The 15,964-nt window shown below is 64.1% G+C and carries 16 protein-coding genes; 13 read left to right on the plus strand and 3 right to left on the minus strand.

The features are described from left to right. On the plus strand, positions 1 to 1,317 hold the full coding sequence (locus CXY70_RS01405) for a hypothetical protein (protein WP_104190617.1): 1,317 nt from the start codon (positions 1 to 3) through the stop codon (positions 1,315 to 1,317). A 12-nt stretch (positions 1,318 to 1,329) separates the two neighbouring features. Here CXY70_RS01405 and CXY70_RS01410 read toward each other — a convergent pair whose 3' ends face one another. Further along, positions 1,330 to 2,247, minus strand: coding sequence for an IclR family transcriptional regulator (locus tag CXY70_RS01410; RefSeq protein WP_233205667.1), 918 nt, complete (start codon positions 2,245 to 2,247; stop codon positions 1,330 to 1,332). 135 nt (positions 2,248 to 2,382) lie between these two features. On the opposite strand from CXY70_RS01410, the gene CXY70_RS01415 reads away from it, so the two are divergent. The 10 genes from CXY70_RS01415 (at position 2,383) to CXY70_RS01460 (ending at position 12,904) form a co-directional block, all read left to right on the plus strand. Next, the gene (locus tag CXY70_RS01415) at positions 2,383 to 3,021 is read left to right on the plus strand and encodes an ABC transporter permease (RefSeq protein WP_369851367.1); all 639 of its coding nucleotides are present in this window, start codon (positions 2,383 to 2,385) and stop codon (positions 3,019 to 3,021) included. Then, complete coding sequence (locus CXY70_RS01420) at positions 3,014 to 4,054, plus strand: ABC transporter ATP-binding protein (RefSeq protein ID WP_199183334.1); 1,041 nt, start codon at positions 3,014 to 3,016, stop codon at positions 4,052 to 4,054. Before CXY70_RS01415 ends, CXY70_RS01420 begins: the two co-directional genes overlap by 8 nt. A gap of 2 nt (positions 4,055 to 4,056) precedes the next feature. Then, positions 4,057 to 4,845, plus strand: coding sequence for an ABC transporter permease (locus CXY70_RS01425; RefSeq protein ID WP_104190618.1), 789 nt, complete (start codon positions 4,057 to 4,059; stop codon positions 4,843 to 4,845). An 83-nt stretch (positions 4,846 to 4,928) separates the two neighbouring features. Further along, a complete protein-coding gene (locus CXY70_RS01430; RefSeq protein WP_104190619.1) occupies positions 4,929 to 5,867 on the plus strand; it encodes a glycine betaine ABC transporter substrate-binding protein in 939 nt (312 codons plus the stop codon). Next, complete coding sequence (gene fae / locus CXY70_RS01435; RefSeq protein ID WP_104190620.1) at positions 5,867 to 6,421, plus strand: formaldehyde-activating enzyme; 555 nt, start codon at positions 5,867 to 5,869, stop codon at positions 6,419 to 6,421. Before CXY70_RS01430 ends, fae begins: the two co-directional genes overlap by 1 nt. Continuing rightward, on the plus strand, positions 6,418 to 7,521 hold the full coding sequence (locus tag CXY70_RS01440; RefSeq protein WP_104190621.1) for a mandelate racemase/muconate lactonizing enzyme family protein: 1,104 nt from the start codon (positions 6,418 to 6,420) through the stop codon (positions 7,519 to 7,521). The genes fae and CXY70_RS01440 overlap by 4 nt, the downstream gene beginning before the upstream one ends. Continuing rightward, a complete protein-coding gene (locus CXY70_RS01445) occupies positions 7,518 to 9,041 on the plus strand; it encodes an aldehyde dehydrogenase (RefSeq protein WP_104190622.1) in 1,524 nt (507 codons plus the stop codon). Before CXY70_RS01440 ends, CXY70_RS01445 begins: the two co-directional genes overlap by 4 nt. Positions 9,042 to 9,075: 34 nt before the next feature. Continuing rightward, on the plus strand, positions 9,076 to 10,149 hold the full coding sequence (locus tag CXY70_RS01450; protein WP_104190623.1) for an NAD(P)-dependent oxidoreductase: 1,074 nt from the start codon (positions 9,076 to 9,078) through the stop codon (positions 10,147 to 10,149). Continuing rightward, positions 10,146 to 11,375: an iron-containing alcohol dehydrogenase family protein gene (locus CXY70_RS01455; RefSeq protein WP_233205669.1), complete on the plus strand. Its 1,230-nt coding sequence runs from the start codon at positions 10,146 to 10,148 to the stop codon at positions 11,373 to 11,375. The genes CXY70_RS01450 and CXY70_RS01455 overlap by 4 nt, the downstream gene beginning before the upstream one ends. 2 nt (positions 11,376 to 11,377) lie before the next feature. Continuing rightward, positions 11,378 to 12,904, plus strand: coding sequence for an NAD-dependent succinate-semialdehyde dehydrogenase (locus tag CXY70_RS01460; RefSeq protein WP_199183335.1), 1,527 nt, complete (start codon positions 11,378 to 11,380; stop codon positions 12,902 to 12,904). Positions 12,905 to 12,962: 58 nt separating this feature from the next. Here the strand turns inward: CXY70_RS01460 and CXY70_RS01465 are convergent, their stop codons facing one another. Then, the gene (locus CXY70_RS01465) at positions 12,963 to 13,601 is read right to left on the minus strand and encodes an MBL fold metallo-hydrolase (RefSeq protein ID WP_104190624.1); all 639 of its coding nucleotides are present in this window, start codon (positions 13,599 to 13,601) and stop codon (positions 12,963 to 12,965) included. A gap of 141 nt (positions 13,602 to 13,742) precedes the next feature. Beyond that, on the minus strand, positions 13,743 to 14,066 hold the full coding sequence (locus tag CXY70_RS01470) for a putative quinol monooxygenase (RefSeq protein ID WP_104190625.1): 324 nt from the start codon (positions 14,064 to 14,066) through the stop codon (positions 13,743 to 13,745). 213 nt (positions 14,067 to 14,279) lie between these two features. Between CXY70_RS01470 and CXY70_RS01475 the strand changes: the two genes are divergently transcribed. Both CXY70_RS01475 and CXY70_RS01480 read left to right on the plus strand, forming a co-directional pair. After that, positions 14,280 to 15,173 (plus strand): glycerophosphodiester phosphodiesterase family protein, encoded by an 894-nt coding sequence (locus CXY70_RS01475; protein ID WP_104190626.1) that lies wholly within the window; start codon positions 14,280 to 14,282, stop codon positions 15,171 to 15,173. 125 nt (positions 15,174 to 15,298) lie between these two features. Then, positions 15,299 to 15,940 (plus strand): NADPH-dependent F420 reductase, encoded by a 642-nt coding sequence (locus CXY70_RS01480; protein WP_104190643.1) that lies wholly within the window; start codon positions 15,299 to 15,301, stop codon positions 15,938 to 15,940. Positions 15,941 to 15,964 lie beyond the last annotated feature (24 nt).

Consider the following 15,964-nt stretch of genomic DNA (forward strand, 5'->3'; position numbering starts at 1 on the left):
ATGGCCGACAAGAAGGGCAGCACCGAGGCAGGAGAAGCCCCTGCGGATCGGTTGGTGATCCACGACTTGACCTCGGAGGCGTACTGGGATCGCCGTCCCACTGCTGAGGAACAGCTCTGGCTGGCCGAGATCGCCGGGCTTTCACCCGAGCCGTTCGTCTTGAACGCACAGCTGGAGGCTGACCACGAGCCGACGATCGAGCCGATCCTGAGCCGTGACATTGACGGATGGCGCGCCAACCGTTACATCGGCGAGATTCGCCACAAGGGCAGGACCTTGGAGATCAGGCCTCGCCTGGGCATCGAAACCATTACCGGCTGGATCAGCACGATCCTCAACGTTCAGGTGCTCCCACGCACCGCCACACACTCTAATGACGCGAGCAGTGCGGTCACGCAACTCTTGGCCGCCCTGTGGCGGGCTTCTGTGCTGACGGCGGGCCAGCACGCCCTGCCAAAGTCACGGGTAAAAGTCAGCTCGCACGGCCTGTCCGTTCATGGACGCCTCGATGTGGCGGCCACCACGCGTCGGCGGGCAGCAGGGCACCGCGATTTGGTCTCGACCCGGGTGGTGCGCAGCTACGACAACGCGCCGGCCAGCGCGGTGGTCCTGGCGGATCGATACTTCGACCAGCGACTGGCCGGAGACCGCTGGCGTGGATCCCGGCTCCACGAACAGGTGGCCGTGCTGCGCACCGCCACCGGAGCTCGGCCAAAGACGCCGACCCTGCACGAGATCCGGACCGCCCGCTACACCCCGATCACTGTCAAATGGCGGCGGGCAGCTGAGCTGTCGTGGCGCATCCTGAACGAGGATCCGCTGGGTGTCGCTGCCGACGACGAGTCAACCCACGGCGTGCTGATCGACGTCGCCGAACTATGGGAGCTGTTTGTGTTGCACTGTGCTGGTCTAGCCGCCAAAGAGCCCGTGAGGCACGGAACAAACGAGCAAGTTTCGGGGCACCTCGCACGCTCCACAGTCGATCCCCGTCGCACATTGGGCAGGCTATATCCGGATGTCTTGGTGGGGGAGGACCCGATCACGGCGCTACTGGATGCAAAGTACAAGAGGCTCGGCGGCATGCGTGGCGTCGACCGTGAGGATCTCTACCAGCTGCATGCCTACTCGTCAACGTTCGAAGCACCGATCGCAGCTCTGGCCTACCCGGCTACCAGTGTTGACCTGCCAATGGCTGAGCGAAACAGCCCCTGGCAGACCGGCGACGGGACGCTTTCGTTCCTAACCTTGCCGACCGATAAGGATCGTTGCGTCGCAAAGCTGGCGCAATGGTTTGGGCGCTCTGATGTCTCACTCTGACCCGCCCCCTGTCTAGGTCTGCTCGGGCGCCCCGAGTTGAACCGAGAGCTCCCCAGCGACGCGGGCCGCCAGCATGCCAGCTTCGTTAAGGTGGGTTCCCAGTCGGGTTTTGGGCGCGCTGACGTTGATGGCTGCAATGATGTTGCGTCGAAAATCGAAAACCGGAGCGGAGACGCCCACGACGCCCTTCTCGAATTCCTCGTCAACGGTGGCGTAGCCACGCTGACGAATATGCGCTACTTCGCTCAGCAGGCTCTCAAAGTCGGTGACGAGGGGTACTCCCTGTGACTCGCGCGAGTTCGCGTGGGCCATGTCACTTCGCATGAGAAGGGGAGTGACTGGACCCACGACTGGCTCGTCATGACCGTGGGCCTCGTACCAGCGCCGAAGATCGTCCTCGGCCCAGTCGCTGACAAGTACACGCCCTGAGGACGTGCGCCAGGCGGCGGTGCTAACCCCCTCCCAACCGAGCCCGCGAAAGGCATACTCACTCAATTCGCTTGCGAGCGTCAACACGCTTCCCCCGCGCAAGACGCAGAGGTGTGTGGTCTCGTGAGTGGCCGTGACGACTCGTCGAAGGTAGGGCACGGAAGCTCGTACCAAACGTGATTCCAGCGTGCGCGCTGCGAGGGCATAGAGCTGGTACCCCAGTCGATAATTTTGCGTGGCGTCGTCGCGGGAGACTAAACCGACCTCGGCAAGTGTCGCCAGGGTGCGCGACACCAGGCCCTTATCGCGGCCGGCTAATTGGGCCACACGGAGCACGCCGAGCCCACCGGCAGACTCGGCTTCGGGCGATCCGAGTATCTCTAGAAGCTCCAGATCCCGACGTAGGCCAGCGGAATTTCGCCGTGGCGCTGCTTTGGCCGCTTCGGTTTCCGAGCCATTGAACGCGGTCATCATGATTGCAGAATAGTTCAGGGTTGCCATTTGCACAACTATGGTTGTGCAAAAGGCCACGACCTCGTAGTCTCGCTGTATTCCACCGCTGATTCATTTGAATTGCGGTTCACACAGAGTTGAGTGAAGGAGGGCGCGCCCGTGACCCTAGACCTGAACGGACTACTGACGTTCTGGGCCCGCCGGTGGGACGACATCCTGGAACTACTCGGCGAGCACCTCACCGTTGTAGCCGTCGCGCTCGTGATCGCAATGGCGATCGGTGTCGGAGTAGGAATGTTGGTGTGGGACAAGCCCCTTCCCCGGTCCGCCGTCATCGCCACTGCGGGCGTGGCACTCACCATCCCGTCCCTCGCGCTGCTCGCACTGCTGATTCCCGCAGTCGGCCTGGGCTGGACGCCGACCGTGATCGCCCTCGTGATGTACTCGCTGCTGCCGATCGTACGCAACACCGTCGTGGGCCTTCGCGAGGTTTCTCCAGCAATCATGGAATCCGCCCTCGGCATGGGCATGACGCCGCTGACGGTGCTGTTTCGCGTGCAGCTTCCGATGGCTTGGCCGATCATCCTGACCGGGGTGCGCGTGGCCGCCCAGCTCACGATCGGCGTCGCGGCCATCGCAGCCTACGTCGCCGGCCCTGGCCTCGGCCAGTTCATCTTTCAGGGCCTCAGCTCCCTTGGGTCTAAAAACGCCCTTAACTTTGCCCTCACTGGAACGCTCGGTGTCGTGCTTCTCGCTCTCGTCGTCGACGCCGCCTTCGTGGGCATCACCCGTTCAACCACCTCAAGGGGACTCCGTGCCTAAACAACTCAACACCGCGCTACTGCAGATTGCCGGCAAGACCAGTGGTGCGCTCATCGAGCTCGACAGTGTCACCAAGCAGTATCCCAACCAGCCGGTCGCTGCGGTGAAGAACTTTTCGATGACCGTGCAGCCCGGCGAACTGATCATGTTTGTCGGGCCGAGCGGATGCGGCAAAACGACCACCATGAAGATGATCAACCGCATCATCGAACCCACGAGCGGCTCGATCTCGATTGACGGGCGCGACGTACTCTCGCTCGATCCGAGTGAACTGCGTCGCCACATCGGCTACGTCATCCAGCAGATTGGGCTGTTTCCGCACATGACCATTGCCGAGAACATCGGCGTCGTGCCCAAACTCTTGAACTGGAGCAAAGAGAAGACCTCCGACCGGGTGCACGAACTGCTCACCACGGTTGGCCTCGAACCTGGCGACTTCGCGCACCGCTACCCCAAGCAACTTTCCGGCGGACAGCAGCAGCGTGTGGGCGTGGCACGCGCTCTGGCTGCCGACCCGCCCGTGATGCTCATGGACGAACCCTTCGGCGCCACGGACCCGATCACCCGCGAAAAGCTTCAGGCCGAGTTTCTGCGGCTGCAGGCCTCGATCGGCAAGACGATCATCTTCGTCACCCATGACTTCGACGAGGCCGTGCGTCTCGGCGACCGCATCGCCGTGCTCAGCAATCGCAGCCAGATCGAGCAGTTCGACACCCCTGCGAACATTCTCGCAAGCCCCGCTAACGAGTACGTCTCGTCCTTTATCGGTTTGGGCACAGCGATCAAACGTCTCGTACTCATTCCCGTGACCACGGCTCAACTCGGCCCCGCAAGCGCTGCGGTTGCGAGAGGGACGACGGTTCGCACTACCGACTCCCTGCGGGATGCACTTGACTCGCTTGTGCTGACGGGACTTCCGGCGTTGGCCGTTGTCGACGAGCTGAACAAGGCCGTCGGGTCGATCAGCGTTGATCAGATCTCCGCCGTGCTCGGCGCCGAGGTGCCCATTCTCACCCCCACTGCGGAGGCGTGACCATGGTCTTCCCGAGCGCCACCACTGCGACCCCGGTAGTGCGGAGCCGCGTCGCCCGGCGCAGCGACGAAATCTGGTCGATCAAACGGTTTGTGACCCCCGCCGTGGTGCTGCTCGTTCTTGTTGCTCTCTTTGTTGCGCTCTCGAGCATGACGCTCGACTCGATCGAGTCCCGTACCCTCAACACGGATTACATCATCGCCCGCGTTCGTGAACACCTCGGGCTCACGGTGGTCGCGTCGGCGCTCGTGGCCGTGCTCGCTATTCCGACGGGCATTGTGCTCAGCCGCACCCGGTCCCGAGTGCTCAAGGCGATCGTGCTTGGCATCGCCAATGTGGGCCAGGCTACGCCGGCGGTCGGCGTCATCATTCTGCTGGCCATCCTCTGGCAGACCGGCTACTTGACCGCCCTGGTCGGGCTCGTCATCTACTCTTTCCTGCCCGTTCTGCGCAACACGATGATCGGCCTGCAGCAGGTAGATGAAAACGTGCGCGAATCAGCGTTCGGCATGGGCATGACCCAAAACCAGGTGCTCCTTCGCATCGAACTGCCCCTCGCCGTACCGGTGATCCTGGCCGGGCTGCGCACCTCGCTGGTCTTCTGCGTGGGGGTGGCAACAATCGCCACCTTCATCAACGCCGGCGGACTGGGCGACATGATCGTCAACGGCCTCAAGCTGCAGCGTTACCCCGTGCTCGTGACCGGCGCGGTGCTCGTGGCTTGTATCGCTCTGCTCATCGACTGGGTCGCGGCCACCGCCGAAGACGTGCTGCGCCCTCGCGGCACCTAAATTCTCGAATTTCCTTTTCACAGTCACCACACGCATCCACGATCTCATCCCGCATCCCCACGCACCCCACAAGAGGAGTCACCATGAAGAAACCCACCGTCCTGTCGATCCTGGCCCTCACAGCAGTCGGCGCCCTCGCGCTCACCGGCTGTTCCGCTGGAGGTGCGGCCGACGCCGGCGGACAAGGTGACGAAGTCGCCGGACTCACCGGTTCCGTGGGAGCCAAGGACTTCTCGGAGCAGTACATCCTCGCCCACCTCACAAGTGCGCTGCTCAACGCCCACGGCGCCGACACGGATGCCAACACGCAGGTCGTCGGCTCTGCCAACGTTCGCGCCGCCCTCGAAAGCGACGACTTCATGGGGTATTGGGAATACACCGGCACCTCGTGGATCACCTATAACAACAACACCACCCCGGTGAAGGGCGAGGAAGCCCAGTTCGACGCCACCAAGGAGGCCGACGCGGCCAACGGCATCGCGTGGCTCGACCCGGCACCGCTTAACAACACGTACGCTTTCGCCATTCGCGCCGACAAGGCCGACGAACTTGGGGTCAAGACGCTCAGCGACATCGCCGACCTGCCCGCGGATGAGCAGACCTTCTGCATCGAAAGCGAATTCTCCACCCGCGATGACGGCTGGCCCGGTCTCAAGACCGCCTACGGACTCGATGTGCCCGATTCCAACGTGGCCTTGCTCGACACCGGCGTCATCTACACCGCCACCGAAAAGGGCGACGACTGTAACTTCGGCGAGGTATTCCAGACTGACGGCCGCATCACCGCGCTCGACCTGGTCGTGCTCGAAGACGACCTCGAGTTCTTCCCGGTCTACCAGGGGGCATTCACACTCAAGCAGAGCACCCTCGACGAGTATCCCGGCATCGCCCCGGTCATTGCCCTGATGAGCGACAAGCTCACCACCGAAGAGATGCAGAAACTCAACGCGCTGGCCGACGTTGACGGCGAGGACCCCGAAGACATCGCCAACGACTGGCTGACCGAACAGGGGCTGATCTGATGACGCAGGCTTTACAAATCGGCGAGAGCTTCATCGGTGACGGTGTGAACGCCGCCCACGTCAACACCGTTTTTGGGCACCGTGACGGTCCGGCGGGAATCGCCTGGGCGACCGCCCTCGCGACCCCGAGCGCGGGGCACGTGCCCTTCGTCACCGTGCTGCGCCCCTCGCTTCCGGTCAAACCGCTCACCCTCTTCGTGACCAAGGCCGCCCCAGCAACGGACGCCCACGGCCTCTTGATCTGGGGCCCGGCACAGGCCGGCATCGCGGCCGGAGTCGCCGAAGCGCTAGCTGACGGCACCATCTCGCGGGAACAGGCCGATAGTCACGTCATCATCGCCGCTGTCTGGGTCAATCCAGGAGCCGATGACGCCGAAGCGGTCTACGCCCACAACCGCTTGTCTGTACACACCGCCCTCGTCAACGGGGCGGCGTCACTGCCGAGCACCGACGCCGTGATCGCGGCCCGCGACAGCCCGTCCAACCCGTTCTTCACCCCGGCAGGCACCTCGTCGACCGCCTCGAACCTGGTCCCATCCGGAGCGTCCGCATGAAGATCACGGCGATCCGTCTCATCCGCTTGAACCTGACCCTCGACCCACCGTTTTCGGCGGCTTGGGACCCCGTTCCCCGCCGCAACTTTCCAGCCACCCTGGTGCGCGTCGAAACGGATGCCGGCCTCGTCGGGGTTGGTTCCGGCGACACGATGGACGGTTTCGAAGCCTTCGAAGACCTCTTCATCGGAACCGATCCGCTGCAGATCCTCAACCAGGTGCGCCGCATCGAGACGATCAATTTTCACGGCGGCCGGTACTGGCCGCTGGAAGCGGCGCTCTGGGACATTATCGGGCAGGTCGCCCGTCTGCCGGTCAGCGTGCTCTTCGGCGGCGCGCGCGACCGCCTCACCGCCTACGCCTCCTGCGGCGAGCTGAAGCCGGCCGCCATTCGGGCCGAGTCGGCGCTCGCGGCTCGGGAACGCGGCTTTAAGGCCATGAAGATCCGCATCGCCCGCGACCAGATCGAGCAGGGCATCGCGGCTGTGCGCGCCACCCGTGAGGCGGTCGGCGCCGACTTCGACATCATGGTCGACCTCAACCAGATGTGGCGCATGAGCGGGGACATCGAGGCCGCCCTCCCGTTGGCCCGGGTACGCCGCGTCGCTGCGGAGCTGCAGGAGCTCGGTGTTCTTTGGCTTGAGGAACCGCTGCCGCAGGCCGATGTTGTCGGCGCCCAACGCATCCGCTCGGAGACCGGTATACAAATCGCCGCGGGCGAAATGGTGCGCAGCATGGGCGAAATGAGCGCTCTCATCGAAGCGGATGCCTACGACATCTACCAGCCCGACGTCGCGCTCTCGGTCGGCATGTACCGCGCACGCCAGGTCGCTGAATCCGCAAACCTGCGGCACCGGCTGTTCACCCCACATACCTGGAGCAACGGGCTCGGCCTGCTCGCCAATCTGCACGTCGCCGCTGGGGTCGATGCCGGGCCGTATCTCGAGTTTCCCTACGATCCGCCCGGCTGGACGCCGGAACGCCGTGACTTCTTTCTCACCCCGCTCGACATCAACCCATCCGGCGAACTGGTTGTCCCGTCCCTGCCCGGGCTCGGCGCGCAGATCGACTGGACCGCAGTGAAGAGGTACACCGTATGAGCACTGTGATCGAGACACCCGACTGGATAGGTCGGGCCGACACGCTCACCCCCGAAACCCGGCTTTTCATCAACGGCGACTTTCGGCCGGCCCGTGACGGCGGCACCTTCGACAGCTTCTCGCCGCGTGACGGGCGTCTACTCTGCACGGTCAGCTCTGCCGGAGAAACGGATGTCGACGACGCCGTTCGCGCCGCGGCCCGCGCTTTCGAGCACGGGCTCTGGTCCCGCGCCGACCGTCGGGAACGTGCTCGGGTGCTCACTCGGCTGAGCGACCTCATGCTCGAGAACCTCGATGAACTTGCCCTATTGGAATCGATCGACTCTGGGCATCCGATCGGTGATGCCCGTCGGGTCGACGTGCCGCAGGCTGCTCGAACGGTGCGCTGGTACGCGGAGGCGATCGACAAGATTTACGACGAAGTGGCGCCCACGCCCCAATCGGCCCTCGCTCTCATCACTCGCGAGCCACTCGGCGTAGTCGGCGCAGTGGTGCCGTGGAACTACCCGCTCATCATCAGCGCGTGGAAGATGGCGCCAGCGCTCGCGGCGGGCAACTCCGTTGTGCTGAAACCGGCCGAACTCACGAGCCTGTCGGCCTTGAAGCTTGCTGAGTTGGCGGCCGAAGCCGGAATTCCCGCGGGTGTCTTCAATGTGGTTCCCGGGCTTGGGCCCGTGGCCGGGCAGGCGCTCGGGCGGCATCCGCTCGTAGACAAGATCACCTTCACCGGTTCACCCGCCGTCGGGCGGGGCTTTCTCACGTACTCGGGCGAGTCCAATGGCAAACAGGTCGCCCTCGAACTTGGCGGAAAATCCGCGCAGGTCGTGCTCGCCGATACCGAAGACCTCGCCGCCTGCGCAGAATCAGTGGCCTGGGGGATCTTCTACAATGCCGGGCAGACCTGCCACGGCGGCAGCCGCCTCATCGTCGACGAGCGGGTGCACGACGAACTCGTCGACCGGGTGCTCGCTGTGGGGCGCTCGCTCGTGCTCGGGGATCCGCTCGACGAGGCCACTCAGATCGGCACGATCGCGAGCGAGAAGCAGCTCGACCGGGTGCTTGGGTACACCGATATCGCGCGCGCCGAGGGCGTAGTCGTGCACGGCGGTGGCCGGGTGCGGCCCGACGGGCTCGGCGACGGCTATTACGTCGAGCCCACGGTTTTCGATGGCGTCGACAATACCGGGCGAATCGGCCAGGAAGAGATTTTCGGTCCGGCCCTGGCCGTAACCACCGTGCGCGGAGCGGCCGAGGCCGTGCACGTGGCCAACGACAGCCCTTACGGTCTCGCCGCGAGCGTCTGGAGCAGCAACATCACGACCGCCCACGCCGCCGCCCGCGAACTGCGCGCCGGCACAGTGTGGGTCAACACGTTTGACGCCTCCGACATCATCACCCCCTTCGGCGGATTCAAGAACTCGGGCAGCGGCCGCGACCGGTCGCTTCACGCTTTTGACGCCTATACCGCGCTCAAAACCACCTGGATCAATCTGGGTGCTTCCAACCTCCCCACCGACTAAACCGACCACCACAGACTGAATTGAGAGAACTGCTATGACCGCTACTCCGTCGACGCGAGTCGGCTTTATTGGCCTCGGCAACATGGGCTCCGGCATGACCCGCAACCTGCAGAAGGCCGGTTACGCGCTGGTGGTGAACGATATCCGTCGCGAATCGGCCGCTGCACTCCTCGCTAACGGCGCAGTCTGGGCGGACACCCCGGCCGAGGTCGCCGCGCAGACTGACGTCGTCATCACTATGCTGCCCACGCCGCGGCACGTCGACAACGTTGTCAACGGCAAGAACGGAATCCTCGCCGGAATAGCGGATGGCGGCTGCTGGGTTGACATGTCCACCTCCGTTCCCGACGTGGCCAACGGAGTGCGATTCGAACACGCCGACCGCGGGCTGCGCATCTTGGACGCCCCAGTCAGCGGTATGTCGGTCGGCGCAGCCTCGGGCATGCTGCAAATCTTTGTGGGTGGCTCCTCCGATGACTTCGACGAGCTGCGGCCGATGTTCGAGGCGATGGGAGACCCTGACCGAATTTTGCACGTCGGTGCCGCCGGAACCGGCTATGCCGTGAAACTCATGATCAACCAGCTGTGGTTCTCACATCTCGTCGCCACGGCAGAGGTGCTGAGCATCGGAGTGAAGGCGGGGGTCGACCTGGGCGTTCTGCGGGCCTCGCTCATTGCGAGCCCCGCCAATAGCAACTTCGTGCAGCATGACGTGCTGTCGATCCTGGGCGAGGGCGACTACGACGAGGGTTTCTCCATCGCCCTCGCCTGCAAAGACCTTGGGCTGTCCATCGACCTGGCACGTTCGGTGGGAGTCCCCGCCGAACTCAGCGGCCTGGTGGAACAAATCTACCGCCGCGCCCGCGCCCAATACGGTGACGGCGCCGGAGAGATGAGCCCGGTGCGCCTCTACGAAGATCTCAGCGGCATAAACCTGCGCCTGAACGATTCCACTCCGACCAGCCCCGCCGATGTGATCGCAGCCGTCGCCGCGGCCGAAGAAGCCGCCGAAGTGTCCGCTGCGGCGTCCATCGCGGCTTCTGTTGCGGCATCCGCTGCGGCCGCCGCCGTCGCATCGTCGGTCAACGCTGAATTGGCCTCCGCATGAGTGCGGCCGAAACTGCGCGTGCAGCGGCACAGACGGCGGCAGCCGGGCTCGCTCCGTTGCCCCGGCCGCTCAGTGAGATGGCGCTCGTGCTCGACCCGAAACCGGTCGCGCACTTCGGTCGCGGCACGGTCACTGAGGTTGGCCGAATTACCGCGCAGAGCGGTGTCACACACGCGTTGGTGGTGACTGATCCGTTCCTGGCCACGAGCCTGGTTGTCGCCGCTGTACGTGAGGCCCTCGAAGGCGCGGGGCTCGCTGTGACCATTTACGGCGGGGTTACCCCGAACCCCACGACCACGTGCGTTGACGAGGGCAGCGATCTCGCGGCATCGGTCGGCGCGGATGGCATTGTTGCCGTCGGCGGCGGGTCGTCGATGGATGCTGCGAAGGGTATCGCCCTCGGTGCCCTGAACCCGCAGCGCGGCGTCGACCTCGACTATCGCAGCACTTTCAAACACCCGGCGCTGCCGATCGTGGCCGTGCCCACTACTGCGGGAACGGGGGCGGAGGTGAACGCCTTCGGCGTGATCACGGATGTCATCAGTCGCCGCAAGTTCTACGTGGGTCATGACAGCGCGCTCGCCCGCGCGGCGGTGCTCGACCCCGATCTCACCGTCGGCCTGCCGGCCGGAGCGACTGCGGCTACCGGCATGGACGCCCTCACTCACGCACTCGAGTCATACCTCTCCGTGCGAGCGAACCCGTATAGCGACGGCATCGCCCTGCAGGTCATCGCGACCGTCGCCGAGTTTCTGCCTCGCGCGGTCGACAACGGCGCGGACATCGAGGCTCGGGCCGAACTGCTGCTCGCAAGCCACCTGGCTGGAGTAGGTTTCTCGCACACCGGCCTAGGCCTCGTGCACGGCATCGCGCATCCGCTCGGGGGACAGTTCAATATTCCGCACGGGCTTGCGCTGTGCATCGTGATCGAGGGTGTGCTGCGGTTCAACCTAGCCGCGCGCGCGGCCCGTATCGCCCGGGTGGCTTTTGCGCTCGGCGTCGGGCGCACCGACCTGCCGGAGGCCGAGAACGCGCAGCGCGCCATCGAGGCCATCGCCGCGCTCGCCGTGAGGGTCGGTATGACCGGCCCGCTCTCGAAATTCGGGGTCACCGCGGAAGACTTGGCGTCGCTCGCCGCCGACACGCTCGCCGATGCCGTGACCGTCAACAATCCGATCCAGCCCACCGTCGACGACGTGGTGCGTATTCTGAAGGAGTCCCTGTGACTATCACCCCCGAGGCCGGCACGACCGAAGCGCGGCAGCCCGCTGGTGTCGCGCGCGCCGACGAACTGGCACTACTCGCAAGCCTGCCCACCGGCCTGTTCATCGGGGGTGAGTGGCGACCGGCAAGCGATGGAGGAACCTTCGACGTCTGTGACCCCTCGACCGGCAACGTTCTGATTCAGGTAGCGGATGCGACGCCGCAAGACGGCCTGGCCGCGCTGGCGGCGGCATCCGCTGCCCAAAAGCAATGGGCGAAAACTCCGCCGCGAGTGCGCGCCGAAATCTTGCGGGCGGCATTCGAGGCAGTGACTGCGCGGGCCGACGACTTCGCCCTGCTAATGACTCTCGAAATGGGCAAGCCGCTCGCCGAGGCTCACGGCGAGGTAGCCTACGGCGCCGAATTCCTGCGTTGGTTCTCGGAGGAGACCGCCCGCATCTCGGGTCGGTTTGCGGTCGCGCCTGACGGACGAAGCCGCTTGATGGTGACCCGGCGCGCGGTCGGGCCGTGCCTGTTCATCACGCCGTGGAACTTTCCGCTCGCGATGGCCACGCGCAAAATCGCCCCGGCCATCGCAGCAGGCTGCACAATGGTGCTGAAGCCCGCGGCGCTCACCCCGCTCAGCGCGCTTCTCTTTGCCCAGGTGCTGCAGCAATGCGGACTGCCGGCCGGAGTTCTTAACGTGGTGCAGACCACGAGCGCGGGCGCGGTAACGGGACCGCTGATCACGGACCCCCGGCTTCGTAAACTGTCGTTCACTGGATCGACCCCGGTTGGCATCAACCTTCTGAAAAGTGCGGCGGATCAGGTGCTTCGGGTGTCTATGGAGCTTGGCGGCAACGCCCCGCTCATTGTCTTTGAGGATGCAGACCTAGACGCCGCCATCGACGGCGCCATGGTCGCGAAGCTGCGCAACGGCGGCGAGGCCTGCACCGCGGCAAACCGCCTGCTGGTGCACGAATCCATCGCGGAGGAATTTACGAAACGCTTGGTGGAGCGGATGCGCACCCACACCGTTGGCCGCGGCACCGAGCCCAGATCATTGCTCGGACCTCTCGTTGATGAGGCCACCAGGGCCAAAGTGCACGAGCTCGTGACCGATGCACAGACAGCGGGCGCACACCTCGCCCTCGGCGGGGCGTACATCGACGGTGCGGGATACTTTTACGAGGCGACCGTACTGACAGATGTTCCCGCCTCGGCCCGCATCATGCACGAGGAGGTCTTCGGTCCCGTCGCGCCGATCATCACCTTCGCGACCGAAGAGGAGGCGATCGCACTCGCTAACGACACCGAATTCGGTCTCGTTGGGTACGTCTTCACGCTCGATCTCAACCGTGCCTTGCGACTGTCCGAGGAGCTCGAGGTGGGCATGCTCGGCGTGAATACGGGCATCGTTTCGAACCCGGCAGCTCCTTTTGGTGGAGTAAAACAGTCGGGGCTCGGCCGGGAGGGCGGCTTCGAGGGCATCGAGGAATACCTGGAAACCCGGTATGTGGGCATCGCCGATCCCTTTGCCGCCGTGAACTAGAGGTTGCGATGGGTCGACGGTGGTGTGACCCAACGGATGCCCTAGGCGGGTGCCGTCATCACCAGCCGCGTTGTTTCCACTCGGAGAGTTTGCTCCGCTCGGCTCCAAGCGTTGTGCCTACCCCATGGCCCGGGTGCACCAGTGTGTCGTCCGGAAGGTAGTCGAAGATTCGGGTGACGATGTCGTTGTACAACGATGCGAAACGAACGGCATCACCGTTGGTATTTCCAACTCCGCCTGGAAAGAGCGAATCGCCCGTGAACAGATGGGCGGGACCATACGGATCGCGGTAGAGCACGGCAATTGACCCGGGGGTGTGTCCGCGCAGGTGGATTACTTCGAGTTCAATGCCGTCGATGGACCTGACGTCCCCGTGGTGCAACGCGATGTCCGTAGGCACGGCAATGTCCGCGATATCGTCGAGCCCAGCCGCAGTTGGTGCCTTCGTGAGTTCCCTGACCTCGCCAAGTGCCCGCACATGATCCCAGTGCGAGTGTGTGGTGATTATGAGGGCCAGCCTGGTGATGGCACTCGTGTCTTTCTGTGCCTCTTCGAGCAGGGTGAAGATGGCGGGTGCATCATCTGCGGCGTCGATCAGTACCTGCGCGCCGCTGGATTTCGAGGTGAGTACGTACACGTTATTGCTCATCTCGGACACCGAGATGCTGCGAACCGTGAGGGCATTGAGATCGCGCATAGTCCTGTTCCTATAACCGGTTGCCGGTCTCGTTCGGTGGCGTCGCGGCGTTCGCGGTCAACAAACCCCGTTTGCCGCGGCGCTTTGAGCTCATTGGCCTCTGGGTGCACCTCTTTGCGGCGCGGGTGAAGAAATAGGTCGCTACTCGGGCATCGTCATTTCTCCCAATGGCCCCCACCCTTCAGCATCGATCTTCTCGCTGATGACCTCTGGAATCTTCACGAGTGCTTGAGGCATAGCCTTCATGGCCGCCGAGAAGTGAGTGCTGTTCACGTGAGATCCCGCGGCGTCATCGTGGAATGCCTCGACGAGGACGAACTGGTGAGGATCATCAACACTGCGCGACCAGTCAAACCACAGGTTGCCTGGTTCCTGGCGTGTTGCCTCTGTGAAATCCCGGGTGAGGTCCAGCCAACGATCGCTCCACTCTGGTTTCACAGTGAACTTGGCAACGATAAAAATCATGGGATGGTCCCTTTCCGTGGGTCGCGTCCCATTGAATGGTGACGCTTCCTGAAAAACCTGACGGTGAGTTGTTCTAGTTTAGGCGGCAGCGAGTTCAGGACGGATCCTCGCCCGACAGCTGCGCTCCACCTTTGATCCACCGGCAGGACACCGGGGCGACATCTTCACGCGCGAGCCTGAAAGCGTTCAACGCTTCCAACGCAAGGAGATCTCATGAGCACGCCCACTCTCACCGTTCCCGCCGTATCGTTTCGGCGCCGTCGCCTAGCTGGTGCTGCCGTTGCTGCTTCCCTGGTCGCGGGCCTCTCCGTCGGCGCGGCACCCAGCGCCTTTGCGAGCGAATTCGACGACGTGATCAACGCAGCGCATCGCGGCGCGAGTCAATCTACCCCCGAGAACACCCTCGCCGCCTTCCGTGCAGGAACGGACCAGGGCGCCGACTTGATCGAGATCGACGTTCAACGCTCCGCCGACGGAGAACTCGTGGTTATTCACGACACGAACTTGGCCCGCACCACGAACGCGGAGGATCTCTTCCCCGACCGGGCACCATGGAATGTGGGCGACTTCACCGCTGCAGAGATGCAAACCCTCGACGCCGGCTCGTGGAAGGGCGCCCAGTTCACCGGCGAGAAGCTACCGACGTTCGCCGAGGCGATCGAGGTCATTCGTAAGAGCCGCTCCGGCATGTTGCTCGAAATCAAGTCACCCGAGCTGTACACGGGAATCGAGGCCGAGATATCCGCCGCGCTTCGTGAGTCCCGCGGCTACGTGCAGTCCGCCGTTGGCCAGGACAAGCTCGTGGTGCAGTCGTTCAACTTCGACTCCATGAAAACCTTCACCGCGCTCGAACCGACCGTTCCGGTGGGCCTCCTTGGCACACCGACCATCGATCAATTGCCGGAACTTGCCACGTGGGCAGATCAGGTCAACCCGTACCACACGTCGATTGACGCAGCCTACGTGGCCGAGGTTCATCGTCTCGGCATGGACGTGCTCGTGTGGACGGTCAACTCGGAAGCAGACATGGTGCGGGCCATCGAGCTGGGCGTTGACGGCGTGATCACCAACCGCCCGGACGTGCTCAACACCCTGCTCGAGAACTAACCCGAGCGCTATCGCCGGGTGTCAGGAGTTCCACCGACACCGTAATCCACGTCTTACACGGCGCTGCAGGCCGAACATGAGTGGCAGTCGGGAACATTTTCGGCGCCGCCCTCGTTGTCGCCACTATGACAACTATCGGAATCATCGGTGCAGGAAACATTGGTAGCCAGGTCGCCCGCAAGGCGATCGAGAATGGCTATGACGTCGTAATCAGCAATTCGCGGGGACCGGAGACGCTTGCGGCCCTCGTCGCTGAGCTCGGCCCGAAGGCGACGGCCGGAACCGCGGCGCAGGCCGCTGCGGCAGCCGACGTGGCGGTTGTGACTGTGCCGCTCAAAGCGTATGCGGACGTGCCCGTTGAGCAGCTCGCCGGCAAAATCGTAATCGACACCAATAACTACTACTTCGAACGCGACGGACACATCGCGGCCCTCGACGACGGCGAGACGACCGTGACGGGTATGCTGCAGAAGCATTTGCCGACCTCACGCGTAGCGAAGGGCTTCAACCACATCACGGCCACCGACATCACAGCCGACTCGTTCCCCGCTGGCGACCCGGCGCGGCGAGCGCTGGCCACGGCGTCCGACTTCGCGGATGCGTCCGCCTTCGTTACGAAACTCTACGACGAATTCGGCTTCGACACTGTGAACATCGGCCCGCTCGAGGAGAGCTGGCGCGCCGAGCGCGACCGCCCCGCCTATGGCATCCGTCAGACCGTTGCCGAGCTCGAGGCTAACCTGGCGAAGGCACCGCGCACCGTCTAATTTCGTGGCACGTCCGCGAGCACA

The organism is Cryobacterium sp. Y82, assembly GCF_002929495.1.
Taxonomy (GTDB): Bacteria; Actinomycetota; Actinomycetes; order Actinomycetales; family Microbacteriaceae; genus Cryobacterium; species Cryobacterium serini.